We start from the raw sequence: 20,021 nt of genomic DNA on the forward strand, positions 1-20,021 counted from the left end.
GCGCCGGCTAGCAGCTGCAAATCATCAGCACATCCACGTATGTCGTCGGCTGCCCAGCGCGCAATGTGTGGCACGGCGAGTTGATGTTCAACCTCGGCGCGTCCTGCATACTGGATTTCTTACTGTAAAGTCACCCAAATGGGTGGTGCCCGCCGGCTCAAGCTCGACGGGAGCATCCCCAACCAGCTCGCCCGGGCGGCCGACGCGGCCGTCGCACTTGAGCGCAATGGTTTCGATGGGGGCTGGACAGCTGAAGCCAGCCATGATCCCTTTCTCCCGCTGCTACTGGCTGCCGAGCACACGTCGCGACTTGAGCTTGGCACCAACATCGCGGTAGCGTTCGCGCGCAATCCGATGATTGTCGCCAACGTGGGCTGGGACCTACAGACGTACTCGAAGGGAAGATTGATCCTCGGTCTGGGAACCCAGATCCGGCCGCACATCGAGAAACGATTCAGCATGCCCTGGGGTCATCCGGCACGTCGGATGCGTGAATTCGTCGCCGCGCTGCGTGCGATCTGGTTGGCTTGGCAGGACGGGACCAAGCTTTGCTTCGAGGGTGAGTTCTACACCCACAAGATCATGACCCCGATGTTCACACCCGAGCCGCAGCCCTATCCCGTTCCGAGAGTCTTCATCGCCGCTGTCGGTGAAGCGATGACCGAAATGTGCGGCGAAGTCGCCGACGGCCACCTCGGTCACCCTATGGTCTCGAAACGGTACCTCACCGAGGTGTCGGTGCCGGCGCTGCTACGTGGCCTGGCGCGATCGGGTCGCGATCGCAGTGCCTTCGAGGTGTCGTGCGAGGTGATGGTGGCCACTGGCGCGGACGACGCCGAACTGGCGGCCGCCTGCACTGCCACGCGCAAGCAAATCGCCTTCTACGGATCCACGCCGGCTTACCGCAAAGTCCTCGAGCAGCATGGCTGGGGCGATCTGCACCCGGAGCTGCACCGCCTCTCCAAGCTGGGTGAGTGGGAGGCCATGGGTGGGCTAATCGACGACGAGATGCTCGGTGCTTTCGCGGTGGTCGGTCCGGTGGACACGATCGCCGGTGCCCTTCGCAATCGTTGTGAGGGCGTCGTCGACCGCGTCTTGCCGATTTTCATGGCCGCATCTCAGGAGTGTATTAACGCCGCACTGCAGGACTTTCGCCGTTGAGCGCGCCATCGGTGGATGAGGCCACCAAGATCGCTGCCCGCATAGAGGGCCCGCATTGCGTGCGGATCGGCGTTACCCGGCGGCGGGCACACGGGGCATTACGTACGCCCGCGGCGGCATCCGCAACGCATTGCTAACCCCGCCGAACCCGCCGCCGCTATTGGTCAGTTGCCCCAGCGGTAGCCCGCCCAGCATGTGTCCGGGGGCGGTTTGGGCGGCGCTGGTCAGGCTGGTCAGCGGCAGCGCCCGCGCCGCCGGGGTGACCGCCTGGTTGGCCGCGGCCCAGGCCTGCGGCACCGACAACGAACCGACCGAGGCCGCCCGACCCAAGTTGGCGGCCACCCCAGCGCCCAGACCCGAAGAACCCAGCGACGAACCCAGCTGGCTGCCCAGCGAGCTCATCGCCTGGACCCCGTTTTGCGCCGCGGTTTCCACGGCCTGAGCCGCCGCCGGAGCAAAGCCCTTCAACATCGAGTGCAAGGTGCTGGCCATCGACACACCCGAGTTGGTCATCGACACGTGGTTGTTGAGCATCGACACGATGTTGCTGAGCGGCGACAGATGCGGCGAGATGGCTTTCCAGAGTTCACTCAGTTGGTCGAACGGCCAGATGCTTTTCGTGGGCTGGGCCAGTTGTTGCAGCGCTTGGGGCACATTGTTCATCAACTGGTTCGCCGCGGCGGTGTCGATGGCCTCCTCGACCGCGACGGCCTGCTCAAGGAGCCCGCCGGGGTTGGTGATCAGTGGGGCGTCCTCGAACGGCAGCAACGCCTCGGTCGCCGTCGCCGCCGTGGCGGCGTAGCCAAACATCGCGGCGGCGTCTTGGGCCCACATCTCGCCGTATTCGGCCTCGTTGACCGCGATCGCCGGGGTGTTTTGCCCCAAGAGGTTGGTCGCTATCAGAATCATCAGTTCGGCACGGTTCTCGGCGATCACCGGCGGGGGCACCGTCAGCCCATGCGCCGTCTCGTAGGCCGCGGCAGCAACCCGGACCTGGGCGGCGGTCAGCTGGGCCTGCCCCGCGGTGACGCTCATCCACGCCACATACGGCGAGGCCGCCGCCGCCATCAGACCCGCCGACGAACCTATCCACGATCCCGTCGTCAGACCCCAGACCACCGACTGAAACGCCGACGCGGCCGAAAACAGGTCACTCGCCACGCTGTCCCACATCTGAGCCGCGGCCACCAGCGAGGCCGAACCCGGGCCGGCATACATCCTCGCGGAGTTGATCTCCGGTGGTAACGCCCCGAAGTCCACCACTTCGATAATCCTTCCGCTCGGCCATAACTAGCACCAATGATGGACAGCAAACAACGTCGGCAACAGGTCAAATTCTCTCAAGTAGTCACAACCCCAGATGCAAAGTGCACCAGCCGCCCTGCCGCGAAGCTAAATCCAGCTGAACAATCTGAACATCAGGTAAATACAGTGGCAACTAATCTTAAATAACCCGGCCGATTAGACAGCGGCCGAGATCTGTTTGAGGTCGGGCCGTGATTGTCCGGAGAACGGCCGGTATCTCGCACGAGCAGCCACCCGCGCCCCCGTCAGACTTGGCGACCGCCTACGGCAACCTAAACCGGGGTGAACTTGGTGATCAGCCAATTGCCGTCGACCTTGGCTAGGGTCACCATCACGCTGCTGGCCGCCATCGACGGATTGGGGCTGTCCTTACTGGTAGTGCTCTGGTCGACAAAAACCAGAACGACGGCCGAATCCGGATGTAGCTCCGACACGGCCGCGCGCACCACCTTGGCGGTGGTTTTCAGTGACTTCTGTTTGGCCGCCGGAGCCACGATCTGCTGCGTGAACTGGTCGTAGTAGGACAGGAAATCGCCGGCGAGGTGCGACCTGGCGGTAGCGAAGTCTTGGTCGAGCGTGTCGGGTGAATACGACAACAGCGCGATTGTCCCGTCAGACGCCGCGGCGACGGCAGCACGGGCGGCGCCGGAGTCCGTCTGCTGATCGGGTCGGTATTGCTCAAGGTATAGCCATCCCGTCGCGCCCCCAGAGATCAACATGAGCAGGATGAGAATCACCGGAACGGGTTTCAAGGTAACCTGCATTCGCCACAGGTCACGGTGCCGCTGACCCTTCTGCGCGGTAGATTCCGTTGCAGAGTCGGTGTCAAATGCCTCGGTCGCCGAATCACCGGCTTCGCCTGCGGCTGAGTCGATCTCAGCGACTTCGGTGGCGTCAGTGGTTTCGGTGTTGACGTCGCGTACGTCATCGGTCACGGTACGAACTCAACTTTCGACATCTTGTACTGTCCCCCCTCTTCGGTCACGGTCACTTTGAGCCGCCACGCACGTGGTTCGTCTTTCGCCCCAGCGGAATTGGTGACCCGTGAAGTCGCCGCGACGAGCACCACGGCGGAATGCTCGTTCATGGATTCGACGGCTGTCGCGTTCACCGTGCCTTCGGTGACCACTTTGGACTGTTCGACAACCTTGGTGAAATCGGCTGCCCGCTGCTGGAAGTCATCCCTGAATTCGCCGGTGGAGCTGTCGATCACACGCGCGACGTCTTCTTTGGCCTTGTTGAAGTCCAGCGAGGTCATGTTGATGACACCTTGCTTGGCTCCGGCGGCGAACGCCGCGGCGCGCTGCTGGCGTTCGGTGGCCTCATGGTGTTGCCACACAATGTATCCGCTGAGCCCGGTGAAGCCGCAGATGATGACGACTGCGGCCGCCATGGCAATCGTGGACAGTCTTGGTAACCGCACCCGCAACCGCCGTCGCCAGGATGCCGACCGTGCGGCCTCCTGGTCTGCGGCCTCATAGTCGTCATAGTCGTCATAGTCTTCGGCGTCTTCCCAGTCTGCATACTCCTCGGGGACGTTCTCGTCCTCGGCTGGGGCCATCGCCAGCGCCTCACGCTTCAACCGGGCGGCACGGGCACGGGCCCGCGCCGCGGCGGCCAGCGCTTCGGCTTCGGCGGCTTCGGCTTCGGCGGCCAACGCCATCGCGTCGGCTTGCGATGTCCCCGCGTCCGACGGTGGTTCGGTTGTCTCAGCCATCGTGGATACAGCCCGTCAGTATCATTCTCGACTGAACTCCGGTATCACTCACAGTATTGCCCATTGCTAACATTCGAGGCCCCAGCGAACTCCTACGAGGACCGATCAGGCAGACGATCACCCACCTGAGTTTTCCCCGGCAGCATGACTGCTGTTGACTCTCTCGAAAACATACTCTTTACTTCGACCCCCCAAGCGTTTCTCCAAAAGATTCCCGGTTGTGCCATGTCGTGTCGTGAACGCGTGCAGGCGATGGTCGACGGAACGCCCGTGCAGGCTCGTTGAGCCGTCTACTCCTGGGCGAAGATGTCCTCGGTGTCGGCGCCGACAACGGGCAGCTGGACCAGCGACAAGACATGGTGCGCCGGGCTGCCGGGTGGGGCCACCAGCACGCACTCGGTCCCCTGTTTGCGTGCCCGGTCACAAGCGGCAGCGAGGGCGCTGACGCCGGCCGAACCAAGGTGGGTGACGGCACTGAGGTCGATCGTCACGGGTGCTATGCCAGAACGGCTTTCGACGGCGATCTGGCGGTCCAATGTGGCTGCGGTGGTCGAATCGACGTCGCCCCGGACAACGATGCGGCCGGATTCAACTAGGGAGACGAATTCGCTGTCGATGGTTTGTTGGAAAGTTGCCCGGCGAACCATCGTGTCGGTGACAAACCGCGCCGGCCGCGACAGGCGATGCGTAAGTGTGGCAGTCGTTCCGCCGGCGCCATGCATGATGCGCGCCTCCGACACTAGGGCCTCGGCCATCGCCAGGCCGCGCCCACGGCCACGGGCGCCGTCGCGGTGGTCCTTCCATTGGCCCCGGTCGATTACCGATGCCCGCACGTTGCCGTCGCCGGCCAGCGCGGCCTCGACAACGATGCCCTTGGAGACGTCCGTGGCGTATCCGTGTTCGACCGCGTTCTCGACGAATTCGGAGATCGCGTGCACGATATCGGCGATGTCGGAGTGGTCGGCGCCGATCTCTGCCAGCCACTCACGAAGCTGGGCTCGAACGGTTCGTGCCGCGTTGATCGTCGCATCCAGCGTTATGTGCAGCGGCGGCGTTGGCGCCCGGCGTTGCATCGCAAGCAGGGTCACATCGTCGTTGTAGCCGGTGGACCGCAGCAGCAATTCAAGTGTGTCCGAACAGAGTCGGTCGATGGGCCGTGCCGGGGCGTCGAGCACAAAGCCGCCACTGCCGCTGGCGATGCTGGCCGCTAGGTCGGCAAATTCGGCGGTGCTGGCCTCTAGCGGCCGGCCGGGCCGCTCGATCAGGCCGTCAGTGTAAAAGAGGATCGCGTCGCCGATGTTGAGCACTTCACTGCGCACTGGAAATCCGGTTCCGCTGCCGAGCGGACCCGCGCCGGTTGGTTCGACATACCGCGCACTCGCGTCCGCGGTCACCAGCAGCGGTGGCGGGTGTCCGGCTGTGCAGTACTGGAATTCGCCCGAGGTGAAGTCGAGCGAGCCGACACACATGGTGGCCGATTTCGATCCAGGTACCTGTTTATGGAAGCGGTCCACTGCCTCAAGCGCCTCGACGACCGTGTACCCCGCCGAGATCTGCATGCGTAACGCCGTACGTAATTGCGACATGACCGCTGCGGCCTCCACGCCGTGGCCCACGACGTCGCCAACGACGAGCACCAACCGATCCCCGAGGGCCAGCGCGTCGAACCAGTCGCCGCCGGCCGCGGTATCCTCGGCGGCGACCAGGTACTCGGCGGCTATGTCGGCGCCGGGAACCACGGGCACCGACGCGGCCAGCAACGCCTGCTGCATAACGGTGGCTGAATCGCGCACATTGCGATAGCGCTCGGACAGTTCCTCCACGCGCGCCTCGGCCGCCTGCCGGGCTCGCACTCGGCTGGTGACGTCGTCCACAATGAGCTGCACGCCCTCGATCGATCCGTCCGCCCGGCGGCGCGGTGTGACGACAAAGTCGAAGTATCGTTCCTCAACTCCAGAACCGTCGTAATCAGTTTGTAGTCGCCACTCCGATCCTGATTGCGGCTCACCGGTTTGATAGACCCGGTCCAACATTTCGTAGATCTGCTGACCCTCCAGTTCGGGATAGACCTCCCGAGCAGGCTGTCCCACGGTGTCAAGCAATGGACTGAAGCCGCGATAGGCCGCGTTCACTGCGACAAAGCGATGGTCAGGCCCCTCGAGGCCAACCAGAATCGCAGGGATGTGCTCGAAAATGCGTCGTACATCCTCGGCCGCACCGACCGTTTTGTCCCAGTCCATTTCGGCCGCCATTTGGCCGTCCCTCCTACGGACCGATGTAGCAAACGGGTCAACGTGCGCAGACCAATTCGCCAGGCAACGCAACCAGGTTATCAACGTGCCCTACCAGCTTGCCGGAAAAGCAAAAGTGCGTTTGGGGCAGGCCGCCACTTATGTCGCTGACAGCGCGGACTCCGTGGTCGGGTGTACGGGCAGCACGTCGCCGTATCCGCAGGCGTGGATGATGCGCGCGACAGCACGGTCGCGGCTTACCAGGCGCACGTCCACGCCCCGGCGTCGACACCGTTCGGCCTCGTGAGCAAGGACGGCGACTGCGCAGCAGCCCATGAAATCGAGGCCGTTGAGGTTGACCACGAGTGGTTCCGGCGCGGTGGTGGCCGCGGCCGCCTTCGTGACCAGATCTTGCCAAGTGTGCTCATTGGCGGCGTCGATCTCGCCACGCGCATGGATAATCACAGCCGAGTCGTGGTGCTGGATGGTCGCCTTGAGCGCGTTGCTCACCGGAGTAGTGAATGACCCTGCCTGAGTCGGGTTCATGGTGCACTCCTCATCGGCGGCACCCGAGCCCCCAATTGGATTGCCGGTCCTGCGCGCCGCGGAAAACCGTCGTCTTTGTATAGCAAGGCCGGCCCGCTCCGTCTATAGCGCCGAAGCCGGCGGCCAATGAGCTTCTCGGCGTCCTCGGAGCCGACCCCACTCTCCGCGCGGGTGGCCCCGCAGATGCGATCCAGCAACCCCGCCGACTCGCTCCGGACAGGTGGTGGTAGCCCTCGTAGGCTCAGCAATCGTGGACTTGCATTCACGACCACCGTGGTCGAACAACGCGGTGCGTCGTCTTGGCGTGGCACTGCGCGACGGAGTTGACCCGCCGGTCGACTGCCCGTCGTACGCCGAGGTGATGCTGTGGCATGCGGACTTGGCCGCCGAAGTCCAGGACCGGATCGAGGGCCGGAGTTGGTCTGCGTCGGAGTTATTGGTTACCTCACGTGCGAAGAGCCAAGACACCCTGCTAGCAAAGCTGCGGCGTCGGCCTTACCTGCAACTGAACACCATCCAAGACATCGCAGGTGTCCGCATCGATGCCGACCTCCTGCTGGGCGAGCAGACGAGACTTGCTCGCGAGATCGCCGACCACTTCGGTGCTGACCAGCCCGCTATTCATGATCTGCGTGACCACCCGCACGCCGGCTACCGGGCCGTTCATGTCTGGCTTCGGTTACCTGCCGGTCGTGTCGAGATACAGATTCGCACCATTTTGCAGAGCCTGTGGGCCAACTTCTACGAGCTTCTCGCTGACGCGTACGGTCGGGGCATCCGCTATGACGAGCGGCCGGAGCAGCTAGCGGCCGGCGTTGTCCCGGCACAGCTTCAAGAGCTGGTAGGGGTTATGCAAGACGCTTCAGCGGATCTGGCGATGCATGAAGCCGAGTGGCAACACTGTGCAGAGATCGAATACCCCGGCCAGCGGGCGATGGCGCTTGGCGAGGCGAGCAAGAACAAGGCGACGGTGCTCGCAACGACCAAGTTTAGGCTGGAAAGGGCCATCAATGAGGCCGAGTCGGCAGGGGGAGGTGGGTGAGGTGGCTGGCTATGTCGTCGAATACAACCGGCGCACCCACGTGCGTCGCATCACCGAGTTCGCTACCCCGCAAGAAGCGATGGAGCACCGGTTGAAGCTGGAAGCCGAGCGCACCGACAGCAATATCGAGATCGTTGCGCTCGTCAGTAAGTCGTTGGAAACCCTGAAGCAAACGCATTCGCGGTACTTCACTGGTGAAGAGCTGAACGTCGGAAACGGCGCGCGGTAGGCCCTTGGGTTTCCGCGAGTGTGCCGGGTCCGGTCGACATGGGGAGGTTCGGTCAACATGTCTACCCGGCACTAGAGCCCGAGCGCCCGATAGGTGCGGCGGACGAATTTTGGTTGCGCGGTCCGCAGTTTCGCCAGGGATGGGTTACCCGCGACGGCCGCGGCAGCGTCCACGGACAGATCGGGACAATGCTGGATCAGATACAGCAGTATCAGGTCGGCGCTCGGGTCGGCCTGCCACCATGTCCCGTACGCGCCGGGCCAGCTGAAGGTCCCGAGCCCGCCCGGCCCGAACAGCGGCCTGGACTTCGCCGGATCGGTCACCACCGACAGGTTCAGCCCGAAGCCGCGGCCCACCCAGAACGGCGCCCCCAGAAAGCTGTGCCGTTTCTGCTCGTCGGTCAGCCGGTCGGTGCGCATCAGGCGCACCGATTCAGGTGACAACACCCGGACCCCGTCGACCGTCCCGTCGCCCAACAGCATCCGCACGAACCGCAGGTAGTCATCGGCGGTCGACCACAACCCGCCGCCGGCGTTACAGAACGACGGCGGCGTGACGTGTGGCGGCCCCATCACGTCGTGCCGCAACCGGTCTTGTTCGTCGAGCCGGTACATGGTCGCGGCCCGTCGCTGCGCGTCGGCCGACACGTAGAAGCCGGTGTCGGTCATTCCTGCCGGACCCAGCACTCGCTCGTCGATGACCTGGTACAGCGGTGCGTCCTCGATGCGGGAGACAATGACACCCAAGACGTCGATGGCGTGGCTGTAGGTCACCCGGTCGCCAGGTTGGTGCACGAGCGGAAGGGTTGCCAGCGCTGCCAGCCAAACGTCGGGACCCTGGCCGAACGGCAGTCGCTGATAGGCCCGCGAAATTGGCCCCGACACCGAGAAACCGTAAGCCAGGCCGCTGGTGTGAGTGAGCAGGTCCTCGATCAAAATGGCTCGTCGCGCGGGATGTGTGCGATCCAGCGGGCCGGCGGCATCGTCCAGCACGGCCACCTTGCAGAGCTCCGGTGCCCAACGCGTGATCGGGTCACGCAGTGCCAGTTTGCCCTCGTCGACCAGGCTCATCGCCGCCGCCACCGTGACCGGCTTGGTCATCGACGCGATGCGAAACAGCGTGTCGCGTTGCATGGGCACGCCCGCGTCGATATCGCGATAGCCGATCTCGTTGACTTGCAACAATTTTTCGCGCTGCCAGACCATGGTTACCGCGCCGGAAAGCAGGCCCGCGTCGCATACCTCGCGGATGGACGCCTGATTGCCGTCGAGATTCACCCGGTTCAGGATACTGTCCGAGCCAGCGCGGCTCGGCGGATTACTGATTGTGCGAACGTTTTCCCGCGCACCGGTCGCGTGTTACTGTCGCGCTCTCCGGCGAATGTGATCTGGGGAACATGCTGTGAGCGCGGCGGCATGCTAGTGACGATGGTGTCGCTGCTGGTGAACCAGGGTGTGGGTAGGCAGTCACCGAGACCCGCAACCATGGACGGGGCTGGATTCGAGGCTCCGTGCATGCCGTACGACTAGGGGTAGCGCCCAGCTGCTCAATACCATCGGTTGGATAACAAAGGCTGAACATGAATGGCTTGATCTCACAAGCGCGCGGCTCCCACCGACCCCGGCGCCCCTCGAGCCTGGGGGCTGTCGCGATCCTGATCGCGGCGACACTTTTCGCGACTGTCGTTGCGGGGTGCGGGAAAAAACCGACCACGGCGAGCTCCCCGAGTCCCGGGTCGCCGTCGCCGGAAGCCCAGCAGATCCTGCAAGACAGTTCCAAGGCGACGAAGGGCCTGCATTCCGTCCACGTGGTGGTGACGGTAAACAATCTCTCGACCCTCCCTTTTGAGAGCGTCGATGCCGACGTGACCAACCAACCGCAGGGCAATGGCCAGGCGGTGGGCAACGCCAAGGTCAGAATGAAGCCCAACACCCCGGTGGTGGCCACCGAGTTCCTGGTCACGAACAAGACCATGTACACGAAGCGGGGCGGCGACTATGTCTCGGTGGGTCCGGCGGAGAAGATCTATGACCCGGGCATCATCCTGGACAAGGACCGGGGGCTGGGCGCGGTCGTCGGGCAAGTGCAAAACCCGACAATCCAGGGACGTGACGCCATCGACGGCCTGGCCACCGTCAAGGTGTCCGGGACCATCGACGCCGCGGTGATCGATCCGATCGTGCCTCAGCTAGGTAAGAGTGGGGGCAGGCTCCCGATAACCTTGTGGATCGTCGACACCAACGCCTCAACGCCGGCACCCGCCGCGAACCTGGTGCGGATGGTCATTGACAAGGACCAAGGCAACGTCGACATCACGCTGTCCAATTGGGGTGCGCCGGTCACCATCCCGAACCCGGCGGGATAACAGGCGCGAACCGGCCCGGTCCAGCCCCATCGCTGGTCGATGGCCTGGCCGGTCCGGTACTCGTCCGCGGGCGGAGGCCGCCTTCGAAGAAATCCTTTGAGAATTCGCCAAGGCCGTCGACCCAGCATGGGGTCAGCTCGCCAGCCGCGCCGGCTGGCAACCGTTCCCGCTCGAGAAAGACCTGGAGGAATACCAGTGACAAACGACCTCCCAGACGTCCGAGAGCGTGACGGCGGTCCACGTCCCGCTCCTCCTGCTGGCGGGCCACGCTTGTCAGACGTGTGGGTTTACAACGGGCGGGCGTACGACCTGAGTGAGTGGATTTCCAAGCATCCCGGCGGCGCCTTCTTCATTGGGCGGACCAAGAACCGCGACATCACCGCAATCGTCAAGTCCTACCATCGTGATCCGGCGATTGTCGAGCGAATCCTGCAGCGGAGGTACGCGTTGGGCCGCGACGCAACCCCTAGGGACATCCACCCCAAGCACAATGCACCGGCATTTCTGTTCAAAGACGACTTCAACAGCTGGCGGGACACCCCGAAGTATCGATTCGACGACCCCAACGATCTGCTGCACCGGGTCAAAGCGCGGCTAGCCGAGCCAGCGCTGGCCGCCCGGATCAAGCGCATGGACACACTCTTCAACGCCATCGTTGCAGTACTGGCCGTGGGTTATTTCGCGGTTCAGGGTGTGCGGTTGGTGGAACCGAGCTGGATGCCGCTGTGGGCCTTCGTGATTGCGATGGTTCTGCTGCGCAGTTCGTTGGCCGGGTTCGGTCATTACGCACTGCACCGCGCGCAACGAGGCCTCAACCGGGTTTTCAACAATGCCTTCGATCTCAACTATGTGGCCTTGTCCTTAGTCACCGCCGACGGACACACCCTGCTGCACCACCCGTATACCCAGAGCGAGGTGGACATCAAGAAGAACGTGTTCACGATGATGATGCGGCTACCGCGGTTGTATCGCGTTCCCGTACATACGATTCACAAATTTGGCCACATGCTCAGCGGCATGGCGATCCGGATCGTCGACGTCTTCAGGATCACGCGCAAGGTAGGTGTCGAGGAATCCTACGGAAGCTGGCGTGCCGCGCTTCCACACTTCCTTGGATCGGCCGGGGTGCGCTTGCTTCTGGTGAGTGAATTGGTGGTCTTCGCGATCGCCGGCGACTTCTGGCCCTGGGCACTGCAATTCGTAGCGACGCTGTGGGTTAGTACCTTCTTGGTGGTGGCGAGCCATGAGTTCGAGGACGACACCCAGGGCGGTGCCGTCAACGGCGAGGACTGGGGCATAGATCAACTCGAGCACGCTAATGACCTAACGGTGATCGGGAACCGCTACGTCGACTGCTTCCTGTCAGCCGGCCTGAGCTCCCACCGAGTCCATCACGTGCTGCCGTTTCAGCGCAGCGGCTTCGCGAACATCGTCACCGAGGACGTTTTGCGTGAGGAAGCAGCGAAGTTCGGTGTCGAGTGGCTTCCCGCAAAGGGTTTCATCACCGATCGGCTGCCGAGGCTGTGTCGGAAGTATCTGTTGACGCCGTCGCGCCAAGCCAAGGAGCGTCATTGGGGTTTCGTCCGCGAGCACTGCTCGCCGGCGGCATTGAAAGCCAGTGCCAGCTACGTGGTTGCGGGTTTCGTCGGAATCGGGTCGGTATGAACGTCTCAGCTGAGGGCGGTGCGCCGCGCCGGGCCGGCCAGAGGCATGAGGTTGGCCTTGCCCAGTTGCCGCCGGCTCCGCCCACCACGGTGGCGGTGATTGAAGGGCTTGCGACGGGCACGCCGCGTCGGGTAGTCAACCAGTCCGACGCCGCCGATCGGGTCGCCGAGCTTTTCCTCGATCCCGGTCAGCGGGAACGGATTCCGCGGGTGTATCAAAAATCGCGGATCACCACGCGCCGGATGGCGGTCGACCCGCTCGACGCCAAATTTGATGTCTTCAGGCGGGAACCTGCGACGATCCGTGATCGGATGCATCTGTTCTACGAACACGCGGTTCCGCTGGCGGTGGACGTGACCAAGCGTGCCCTGGCCGGCCTGCCATACCGTGCCGCCGAGATCGGGCTGCTGGTGTTGGCCACCAGCACCGGATTCATCGCGCCGGGCGTGGACGTTGCGATCGTCAAAGAGCTCGGGCTCTCCCCGTCGATATCACGTGTCGTGGTCAATTTCATGGGATGTGCCGCCGCGATGAATGCCCTGGGCACCGCCACCAACTATGTTCGTGCCCACCCGGCCATGAAGGCGCTGGTGGTGTGTATCGAATTGTGCTCGGTGAACGCTGTTTTTGCCGACGACATCAACGACGTCGTCATTCACAGCTTGTTTGGCGACGGGTGCGCGGCGTTGGTGATCGGCGCCAGCCAGGTTCAGGAGAAGCTCGAGCCAGGCAAGGTGGTAGTCCGCAGTAGTTTCAGTCAGCTGCTCGACAACACCGAAGACGGTATCGTGCTTGGCGTCAATCACAACGGCATCACCTGCGAGCTGTCGGAGAATCTCCCCGGCTACATCTTCAGCGGGGTCGCACCGGTGGTGACAGAGATGTTATGGGACAATGGATTACAGATATCCGATATCGATCTCTGGGCGATCCATCCGGGTGGCCCCAAGATCATCGAGCAGTCGGTGCGCTCGCTGGGGATCTCCGCGGAGCTGGCGGCGCAGAGCTGGGACGTGCTCGCCCGCTTCGGCAACATGCTCAGCGTATCGCTTATCTTTGTGCTAGAGACGATGGTGCAGCAGGCGGAGTCGGCCAAAGCCATCTCGACGGGGGTGGCGTTCGCGTTCGGGCCGGGCGTCACTGTCGAAGGCATGCTGTTCGACATCATCCGACGGTGACCGCCATGAATTCAGAACACCCGATGACCGACCGGGTTGTGTATCGATCGTTGATGGCCGACAACCTGCGATGGGATGCCCTGCAATTGCGCGACGGCGACATCATTATCTCGGCGCCGTCCAAGAGCGGCCTGACCTGGACACAGCGCCTGGTGTCCCTGCTGGTGTTCGACGGGCCCGACTTGCCCGGACCCTTGTCGACGGTGTCCCCGTGGCTCGACCAGACCATTCGGCCCATCGAGGAAGTGGTCGCTACTCTCGATGCCCAGCAGCACCGCCGGTTCATCAAGACCCACACGCCGTTGGACGGCCTGGTGCTCGACGACCGCGTCAGCTACATCTGCGTAGGACGCGACCCGCGCGATGCCGCGGTGTCAATGCTGTACCAATCGGCCAACATGAACGAAGACCGGATGCGGATTCTGCACGAGGCCGTAGTGCCGTTTCACGAGCGCATCGCCCCCCTGTTTGCGGAACTCGGTCATGCGCGCAGCCCGACCGAGGAGTTCCGGGATTGGATGGAGGGGCCGAATCAGCCTCCCCCTGGCATAGGTTTCACACATCTGAAGGGGATCGGCACTCTGGCCAACATCCTGCACCAGCTAGGCACGGTATGGGTCCGCCGTCACCTGCCCAACGTGGCCTTGTTTCATTACGCCGATTACCAGGCGGACCTGGCGGGCGAGCTGCTCCGGCTGGCAAGGGTCCTCGGTATCGCCGCGACCCGCGATCGAGCCCGGGACCTGGCGCAGTACGCCACGCTGGATGCGATGCGCTCCCGCGCGTCAGAAATCGCTCCTAACACCACCGACGGCATCTGGCACAGTGACGAGCGTTTCTTCCGCCGGGGCGGGAGTGGCGACTGGCAGCAGTTCTTCACCGAAGCCGAGCACCTGCGCTACTACCACCGCATCAACCAGCTGGCGCCACCTGATCTGCTGGCCTGGGCACACGAGGGCCGCCGGGGATACGACCCGGCCAACTGAGGTTCAGTGCCGCATTCTCTCCTGTCAGTTGCTGCACTTTAGACGCTCAATGCGCTGCGACAACATTAAATGTCAGCAGTCACACCCAGTGTGGGGGAAATTTGCATATGCGATTTAGTTGTGTGTAGCTTGCTTTGCTATCTGTACGACTGCACCGAGGGGTGAGCGCGTGTCGCACGAAAGTCTGTTCGAAGAAAGCGAAGCGCCCTACGCGGCGCTGTGCGTAGTTGCCAACTTCACGACAGACGGCGAGTGAGCAGGCGCTCATCACCAGGGCTACGAGCCCAGCACAGGGGACGCGGTGAAGCGCATGTCCCACGAATCCGTGTTCCAACAGAGTGAAGCGCTCTACACGGCATATTTTTCGCCCAACGGCGAATGAGCGAGCGCCGATCGGTGCATTAGGCCGGGCGGGCGACCGCCCCCGTCGCCCCTTTAAGTGCGCATGTGCGTAGTCCAGTCGAGGGTCGGGAGCTGGCCCAGTGCCCCAAGATGCGATGCGGCTGGCCACATTCTCATCCGTAACGCTAGTTACCACAAGTCACACCATACCCATTTTGGCAGAAACTATTGCACATACAGATAATTGTCGGTAGCTTCTCTTGCGGTGCAGAGAACGGAGGAGGGAATCGCGTGCCCCACGAAATCTTGTTTGACGCGGACGAAAAGGCATTCTCGGCGTTTTGCATTATCTCGTTTACGACCGACAGCGAGTGAAGCTGCGGTCATCGGGGGCGCCACTCCCAGAGAGGAGAGGAGGTGAATCGCATGTCACAGGAAACCTTGTTCCAAGAAAGCCAAGCGCTCTACGCCGCGTATTTCTTTGCGGCCGACGGTGAATGACCGGTCACCGATTGGCGCGATTCCCCGCATTCAGGGCTGGCGTAGCGCAGGACGATGACGTGGGGTCGACCCTGAGTCAGGGCTCGACGACAGGTGTGTTGTCGGGCCCGAATTGGTCGTACTGGCCAAGCCGTGTATTAGGGTCTGCGGACCCGACGACGATCGCTCACCGGCACGGCACCCACCGCATCACTAGCCCGGACGAGACCTGGCTGGCCCTGCAGCCCTTTCTCGCGCCAGCAGGCATTACCAGGGTCGCCGACGTGACATGGCTGGATTGTCTTGGCATTCCAACGGTTCAGGCGGTGCGCCCGGCATCGCTGACGTTGTCGGTCAGCCAGGGCAAAGCCGCCAGCTATCGGGCTGCCCAGGTCTCGGCGGTGATGGAGTCCTTGGAGGGATGGCACGCCGAGAACGTCACTGCCGACTTGTGGTCTGCGACCGCCCGGGATCTCGAGGCAGACCTGACTTACGACCCCGCCCAACTTCGCCACCGGCCGGGCAGCCTCTACCACGCCGGCGTCAAGCTCGATTGGATGGTCGCGACGACGTTGCTGACCGGTCGCCGGACCTGGGTACCGTGGACGGCGGTGCTGGTGAACGTGGCAACCCGCGATTGCTGGGAACCGCCGATGTTCGAGATGGACACCACCGGACTGGCCTCCGGCAACTGCTACGACGAGGCCACCTTGCACGCCTTGTACGAGGTGATGGAGCGGCATAGCGTGGCTGCCGCGGTCGCCGGAGAGACCATGTTCGAGGTGCGAACTGACGATGTCGCCGGCTCTGACAGCGCCCACCTGGTTGAGATGATCCGTGACGCCGGGGACGATGTGGACCTTGCCCGCATCGATGTCTGGGACGGTTACTACTGTTTTGCCGCCGAGCTCACCTCCGCGACGCTGGAGGTGACCTTCGGCGGGTTCGGGTTGCACCACGACCCTAACGTGGCGTTATCGCGGGCGATCACCGAAGCCGCCCAGTCGCGCATCACGGCAATCAGCGGAGCTCGTGAGGACCTCGCATCGGCGATCTACCACCGGTTCGGCCGGGTGCATACCTACGCGAAGGCGCGAAAGACGTCGTTGCGGCTGAGCCGCGCGCGGCCGACACCGTGGCGGGTGCCCGATGTCGACTCGCTGCCCGAGTTGGTGGCGTCGGCGGCGACGGCGGTGGCCAACCGATCCGGCACCGAGCCGCTGGCGGTCGTGTGCGACTTCGCCGATGCCTGTGTCCCCGTGGTGAAGGTGCTCGCCCCGGGCCTCATGCTGTCGAGCGCATCGCCGATGCGCACACCCCTCCAGGAGGCCGAATGACGGCCTGCGGCAGGATTGTCGTCACCGCCGGGCCCACGATTAGCGCCGCGGACATCCGCTCGGTGGTGCCGGATGCCGAGGTGGCGCCGCCGATTGCGTTTGGCCAGGCGTTCTCCTATGACTTGCGGTCGGGTGACACGCTGCTGATTGTCGATGGATTGTTCTTTCAGCAGCCGTCGGTTCGACATAAGGAGCTTTTGACGTTGATGGCCGACGGTGTCCGAGTGGTCGGATCGTCGAGCATGGGCGCCCTGCGGGCCGCTGAGCTGCATCCATTCGGCATGGAGGGCTATGGCTGGGTCTTCGAAAGCTACCGAGATGGGGTACTCGAGGCCGACGATGAGGTCGGCATGGTGCACGGCGACGCCGACGACGGCTACCCGGTCTTCGTTGACGCGCTGGTGAACATGCGCCACACCCTGGCGCGGGCCGTCGCAACTGGAGTGGTGTGCTCCGAGCTGGCCGAGCGGATCATCGAGACCGCGCGGGCCACACCGTTCACCATGCGCACCTGGGCGCGGCTGCTGAGTGAGGTCGGCGCCCCGGACCAGCGCGGCCTCGCCGCACAGTTGCGGTCACTGCGGGTCGATGTCAAACACGCCGATGCGCTGCTGGCGTTGCGGCAGCTCGGCCAGCGCCCCCGGGTGGAGCCGCTTCGTCCGGGTCCGCCGCCCACCGTGTGGTCGCGGCGGTGGCGGCAGCGATGGGCACCGCCCACCTCCGTCGCCGCATCGGCCGACCACGGCGAGTCTTTTGTCGACGTCACCGACTTGGAGGTCTTGTCGTTTTTGAGCGTGAGCTCGGTTGACTACTGGGCCTACCGGCCAGCACTGCAACAGGTCGCTGCCTGGTACTGGACGTTGAAACACCCCGAACAATCCGGAAGCGTCGGTGAGCGTGCCGCACGAGCCGTCGCCGAGGTGGCATCGGAGGGCTACGGGCGCGCCCTGGAATTCATTGCCTATCGCTACGCACTTGCCACCGGCATCATCGACGAGACCGGCTTTCCCGAGGCGGTCGCAGCGCATTGGCTCACCACCGAAGAGCGCCACGGCCTGGGCAATGACCCCATCTCGATCTCGGCGCGAGTGATCACCCGCACGTTGTTCGTCGTCCGGTTATTGCCGGCGATCGACCATTTCCTTGACCTGCTGCGGAAGGACTCCCGACTGCCCCGATGGCGTGCCATGGCGGCCCACGCACTCTGCAAGCGCGACGATCTGGCCCGGCAAAAGCCGCACCTGAACCTGGGCCGGCCCGATCCGACGCAATTGAAGCGCCTCTTTGGGGCCCGATGGGGGACCCAGGTGAACCGCATCGAGTTGGCCCGGCGTGGACTGATGACCGAGGACGCCTTCTATGCTGCCGCCACCCCGTTCGCCGTCGCGGCCGTCGACGACCAACTGCCGCGCATCGAGGTCGGCACCTTAGGACCCGCGCCGCTGAGCGCGGACGTTCCAGAACGCCATTTCGACTTCGGTTCCGTCTAACTCGCGGCGCACGGTGGCGGGCTCCAGCGACTCGATATCCCAGCCAGCGCCACCGAGGACGTCGCGCAGCGTTTGCTCGGATACCGTCGACCGCGGCCATTCCTCATCGGGCGGCATGGCGTCGGAGAAGCAGCTGAGTAGCAGGGTGGCGCCCGGTCGGGTGGCCCGGTGCACCGAGGCGGCGTAGCTGCGCTTGCCGTCGTCGTCTAGGCAGTGGAACATCCCGCAGTCGATCACGGTATCGAACGCGCCGGTGTAGCCGGTCAGCTTGGTGGCGTCACCCACTGCGAACTTGACATCGACTCCGGCGTCGCTGGCTCGCCGTTTGGCGGTGGTCAGCGCGGTGGGAGAGATGTCCAACCCGGTCACCTGGTAGCCGTTCCTGGCGAGGTAGATCGCGTTGTCACCGAGCCCGCACCCGATGTCGAGCACGTCGCCGTGCACCCAGCCGCCGGTGTGCCAGCCGATGACATTGTCCTTGGGCGCTTTGGTGTCCCACGGCGGTGTCGTGATCGGCGGGAGGCCCTCGCCGGGGCTTTCGCCACGGTAGAGCGCGTCGAAATCTATACCTGGCATGCTGGCCAGCTTAGGCGGCGTGTAGGTGGGTGAGGGCGACACCGATTCTGGCTTCCACCTGGCTAACGTCTATCTCCAACGGCCCGGGCAGTGGTGGCGCGGTGCAGTGATAGTACATCCCGGTGGGCGTGGTGAATTCAGCTGTGTGACGGCCGGTTTCGTCCGTGTCGGTGCTGACGCGCCAGCCGGGAGCTTCCTTGACGTAGTTACAGCGTTCACACGATCCGAGGCCGTTGGTCGCGGTGGTCGGGCCGCCTCGATGATGCGGCTGGGCGTGGTCACGGTGGCGGATCGGGGCATCGCAGTAGGGCATGCGACAGCGCTGATCGCGCAACCCGATGAACGCGGCCAGCCCCTTCGGGAACCGGCGTGCCCGCGATTCCATCGCCACCAAGGCCCCCGAGCGCGGATGACGGTAGAGCCGGCGCAGCGTGGCCCGTGACCGCGTATCGGCAACCGCGTCGCGCACCAGGTTGCGGGCCACGGCCGCCGGGATGGGGCCATACCCGTCGACCACCGCCGGGGCGCGGTCGCCAGCTAACAGTGTCTCGTCGGAGAGCACCAGGTTGACCGCTACCGGTTGGGCCGCCTCGGCGGGTTGTCCGGTGACCCGCTCGACCAACGTGTCGGCCATTACCTGGCCCCGTGTCCGATCGTCGAATGTCGTGTCGGCGGCCCGCTTGAGCGCCGCATAGACCGACACGCCTCGGGCCACCGGAAGCAACGCCGTCACCCAGGTCATGGTGTCGGGGGCCGGGCGGATCGTCACCGTGCGTTCGGTCTCGGCCCTGGCGGCCCGCTCCACCACCGCCTGGGCATCGAGCCGGTAGGCAATCGCCCGGGCCGCGGCGGCGATCCGCGCATCACCCATCCCGTCCAATGCGGACATGTCGGCGCACAGCTCGGCGTCGAGTGCGCGGCGATCCTCGACGTCCAGGCAGGCCGACTCCCGCACGATCAGCGTGGCCCGCCACTCCGATAGCCGCCCGACCTCGAGCGCGGCGAGTGTGTGCGGCATCTCATACACCAACGCCTTCGCGAACCCCAGGTGGCGCCCGCCGCGCGCCGGCGAATCCCGTCGCGCCAGCGCTACTTCACTGGCCACCCCACGCCCGCGCCGCCGTGCCGGCACCCCCGCATCCGCCTCATTGCAGCGACGCAACTTGTCCAGCGCCGCCGCAGCACGTGCCTGACCGGCGGCCGCGGCCGATTTGACCCGCTCCAGCTCGGCGATCCGCGCGGTCAGGCTCGCCTCATCGTCGCGCGAATCCACGCCCGCGAGGCTCACTAAATCGAACGTGTGTTCGAGTATAGCAGGCCTGGGCCAACACGGCCACCGCACCGCGGGCCCGCAGCGTGCGAGTGCTACGC

At 64.3% G+C, this 20,021-nt stretch carries 18 protein-coding genes; 9 read left to right on the forward strand and 9 right to left on the reverse strand.

The window, feature by feature from the left end; translation table 11 throughout:
• Positions 1–138 precede the first annotated feature (138 nt).
• Positions 139–1,161, forward strand: a complete 1,023-nt coding sequence (locus tag MCAN_RS07255; RefSeq protein ID WP_003898842.1) for an LLM class F420-dependent oxidoreductase — start codon at positions 139–141, stop codon at positions 1,159–1,161.
• Between the two features lie 72 nt (positions 1,162–1,233).
• Here MCAN_RS07255 and MCAN_RS07260 read toward each other — a convergent pair whose 3' ends face one another.
• The 5 genes from MCAN_RS07260 to rsfA all read right to left on the reverse strand — a co-directional run bounded on the left by MCAN_RS07260 (position 1,234) and on the right by rsfA (position 6,960).
• On the reverse strand, positions 1,234–2,424 hold the full coding sequence (locus MCAN_RS07260) for a PPE family protein (protein WP_014000724.1): 1,191 nt from the start codon (positions 2,422–2,424) through the stop codon (positions 1,234–1,236).
• Positions 2,425–2,738: 314 nt separating this feature from the next.
• On the reverse strand, positions 2,739–3,401 hold the full coding sequence (locus MCAN_RS07265) for a membrane protein (RefSeq protein WP_003407152.1): 663 nt from the start codon (positions 3,399–3,401) through the stop codon (positions 2,739–2,741).
• Positions 3,398–4,183, reverse strand: coding sequence for a membrane protein (locus MCAN_RS07270; RefSeq protein WP_003407157.1), 786 nt, complete (start codon positions 4,181–4,183; stop codon positions 3,398–3,400). Before MCAN_RS07270 ends, MCAN_RS07265 begins: the two co-directional genes overlap by 4 nt.
• A 290-nt stretch (positions 4,184–4,473) precedes the next feature.
• Complete coding sequence (locus MCAN_RS07275; protein ID WP_014000725.1) at positions 4,474–6,435, reverse strand: sigma-F factor regulator; 1,962 nt, start codon at positions 6,433–6,435, stop codon at positions 4,474–4,476.
• 138 nt (positions 6,436–6,573) lie between these two features.
• Positions 6,574–6,960 (reverse strand): anti-sigma-F factor antagonist RsfA, encoded by a 387-nt coding sequence (gene rsfA / locus MCAN_RS07280; protein WP_003898845.1) that lies wholly within the window; start codon positions 6,958–6,960, stop codon positions 6,574–6,576.
• Positions 6,961–7,180: 220 nt separating this feature from the next.
• On the opposite strand from rsfA, the gene MCAN_RS07285 reads away from it, so the two are divergent.
• Positions 7,181–8,002 carry a GTP pyrophosphokinase gene (locus MCAN_RS07285; protein ID WP_003407164.1) on the forward strand — a complete coding sequence of 274 codons (822 nt, stop codon included), beginning with the start codon at positions 7,181–7,183 and terminating at the stop codon, positions 8,000–8,002.
• Positions 7,995–8,231 carry a hypothetical protein gene (locus MCAN_RS07290; protein ID WP_041180057.1) on the forward strand — a complete coding sequence of 79 codons (237 nt, stop codon included), beginning with the start codon at positions 7,995–7,997 and terminating at the stop codon, positions 8,229–8,231. Before MCAN_RS07285 ends, MCAN_RS07290 begins: the two co-directional genes overlap by 8 nt.
• Before the next feature lie 71 nt (positions 8,232–8,302).
• On the opposite strand, the gene MCAN_RS07295 is transcribed toward MCAN_RS07290, so the two are convergent.
• Positions 8,303–9,508 (reverse strand): serine hydrolase domain-containing protein, encoded by a 1,206-nt coding sequence (locus MCAN_RS07295; protein WP_003918234.1) that lies wholly within the window; start codon positions 9,506–9,508, stop codon positions 8,303–8,305.
• 302 nt (positions 9,509–9,810) lie between these two features.
• Here MCAN_RS07295 and lprF point away from each other — a divergent pair, with 302 nt between their 5' ends.
• The 4 genes from lprF (at position 9,811) to MCAN_RS07315 (ending at position 14,425) form a co-directional block, all read left to right on the forward strand.
• Positions 9,811–10,596: a lipoprotein LprF gene (gene lprF / locus MCAN_RS07300; protein WP_014000726.1), complete on the forward strand. Its 786-nt coding sequence runs from the start codon at positions 9,811–9,813 to the stop codon at positions 10,594–10,596.
• A 195-nt stretch (positions 10,597–10,791) separates the two neighbouring features.
• A complete protein-coding gene (locus MCAN_RS07305) occupies positions 10,792–12,261 on the forward strand; it encodes a fatty acid desaturase (RefSeq protein WP_014000727.1) in 1,470 nt (489 codons plus the stop codon).
• Entirely contained in the window at positions 12,258–13,439 is a 1,182-nt protein-coding gene (locus tag MCAN_RS07310; RefSeq protein WP_014000728.1) for a type III polyketide synthase, read from the forward strand. Before MCAN_RS07305 ends, MCAN_RS07310 begins: the two co-directional genes overlap by 4 nt.
• A 5-nt stretch (positions 13,440–13,444) precedes the next feature.
• Positions 13,445–14,425: a glycolipid sulfotransferase gene (locus tag MCAN_RS07315; protein ID WP_014000729.1), complete on the forward strand. Its 981-nt coding sequence runs from the start codon at positions 13,445–13,447 to the stop codon at positions 14,423–14,425.
• A gap of 79 nt (positions 14,426–14,504) precedes the next feature.
• Here MCAN_RS07315 and MCAN_RS07320 read toward each other — a convergent pair whose 3' ends face one another.
• Positions 14,505–14,963, reverse strand: a complete 459-nt coding sequence (locus MCAN_RS07320) for a hypothetical protein (RefSeq protein ID WP_014000730.1) — start codon at positions 14,961–14,963, stop codon at positions 14,505–14,507.
• Positions 14,964–15,264: 301 nt separating this feature from the next.
• On the opposite strand from MCAN_RS07320, the gene MCAN_RS07325 reads away from it, so the two are divergent.
• Both MCAN_RS07325 and MCAN_RS07330 read left to right on the forward strand, forming a co-directional pair.
• On the forward strand, positions 15,265–16,584 hold the full coding sequence (locus MCAN_RS07325) for a YcaO-like family protein (protein WP_014000731.1): 1,320 nt from the start codon (positions 15,265–15,267) through the stop codon (positions 16,582–16,584).
• The gene (locus MCAN_RS07330) at positions 16,581–18,074 is read left to right on the forward strand and encodes a TfuA-like protein (protein ID WP_014000732.1); all 1,494 of its coding nucleotides are present in this window, start codon (positions 16,581–16,583) and stop codon (positions 18,072–18,074) included. The genes MCAN_RS07325 and MCAN_RS07330 overlap by 4 nt, the downstream gene beginning before the upstream one ends.
• Here MCAN_RS07330 and MCAN_RS07335 read toward each other — a convergent pair.
• Positions 18,012–18,650, reverse strand: coding sequence for a class I SAM-dependent methyltransferase (locus tag MCAN_RS07335; protein ID WP_014000733.1), 639 nt, complete (start codon positions 18,648–18,650; stop codon positions 18,012–18,014). The genes MCAN_RS07330 and MCAN_RS07335 overlap by 63 nt on opposite strands.
• 10 nt (positions 18,651–18,660) lie before the next feature.
• Positions 18,661–19,938: an HNH endonuclease gene (locus MCAN_RS07340; protein ID WP_015456246.1), complete on the reverse strand. Its 1,278-nt coding sequence runs from the start codon at positions 19,936–19,938 to the stop codon at positions 18,661–18,663.
• Positions 19,939–20,021 lie beyond the last annotated feature (83 nt).

Origin of the sequence: Mycobacterium canetti CIPT 140010059 (assembly GCF_000253375.1) — a bacterium.
In the GTDB taxonomy this organism is placed as follows: Bacteria; Actinomycetota; Actinomycetes; order Mycobacteriales; family Mycobacteriaceae; genus Mycobacterium; species Mycobacterium tuberculosis.

Bases quoted from the DNA above. Each gene is read 5' to 3' on its own strand.
- MCAN_RS07255 (WP_003898842.1), top strand. From the start codon at position 139: ATGGGTGGTGCCCGCCGGCTCAAGCTCGACGGGAGCATCCCCAACCAG.
- MCAN_RS07270 (WP_003407157.1), bottom strand. From the start codon at position 4,183: ATGGCTGAGACAACCGAACCACCGTCGGACGCGGGGACATCGCAAGCC.
- MCAN_RS07275 (WP_014000725.1), bottom strand. From the start codon at position 6,435: ATGGCGGCCGAAATGGACTGGGACAAAACGGTCGGTGCGGCCGAGGAT.
- rsfA (WP_003898845.1), bottom strand. From the start codon at position 6,960: ATGAACCCGACTCAGGCAGGGTCATTCACTACTCCGGTGAGCAACGCG.
- lprF (WP_014000726.1), top strand. From the start codon at position 9,811: ATGAATGGCTTGATCTCACAAGCGCGCGGCTCCCACCGACCCCGGCGC.
- MCAN_RS07310 (WP_014000728.1), top strand. From the start codon at position 12,258: ATGAACGTCTCAGCTGAGGGCGGTGCGCCGCGCCGGGCCGGCCAGAGG.
- MCAN_RS07315 (WP_014000729.1), top strand. From the start codon at position 13,445: ATGAATTCAGAACACCCGATGACCGACCGGGTTGTGTATCGATCGTTG.
- MCAN_RS07325 (WP_014000731.1), top strand. From the start codon at position 15,265: ATGACCGGTCACCGATTGGCGCGATTCCCCGCATTCAGGGCTGGCGTA.
- MCAN_RS07330 (WP_014000732.1), top strand. From the start codon at position 16,581: ATGACGGCCTGCGGCAGGATTGTCGTCACCGCCGGGCCCACGATTAGC.
- MCAN_RS07335 (WP_014000733.1), bottom strand. From the start codon at position 18,650: ATGCCAGGTATAGATTTCGACGCGCTCTACCGTGGCGAAAGCCCCGGC.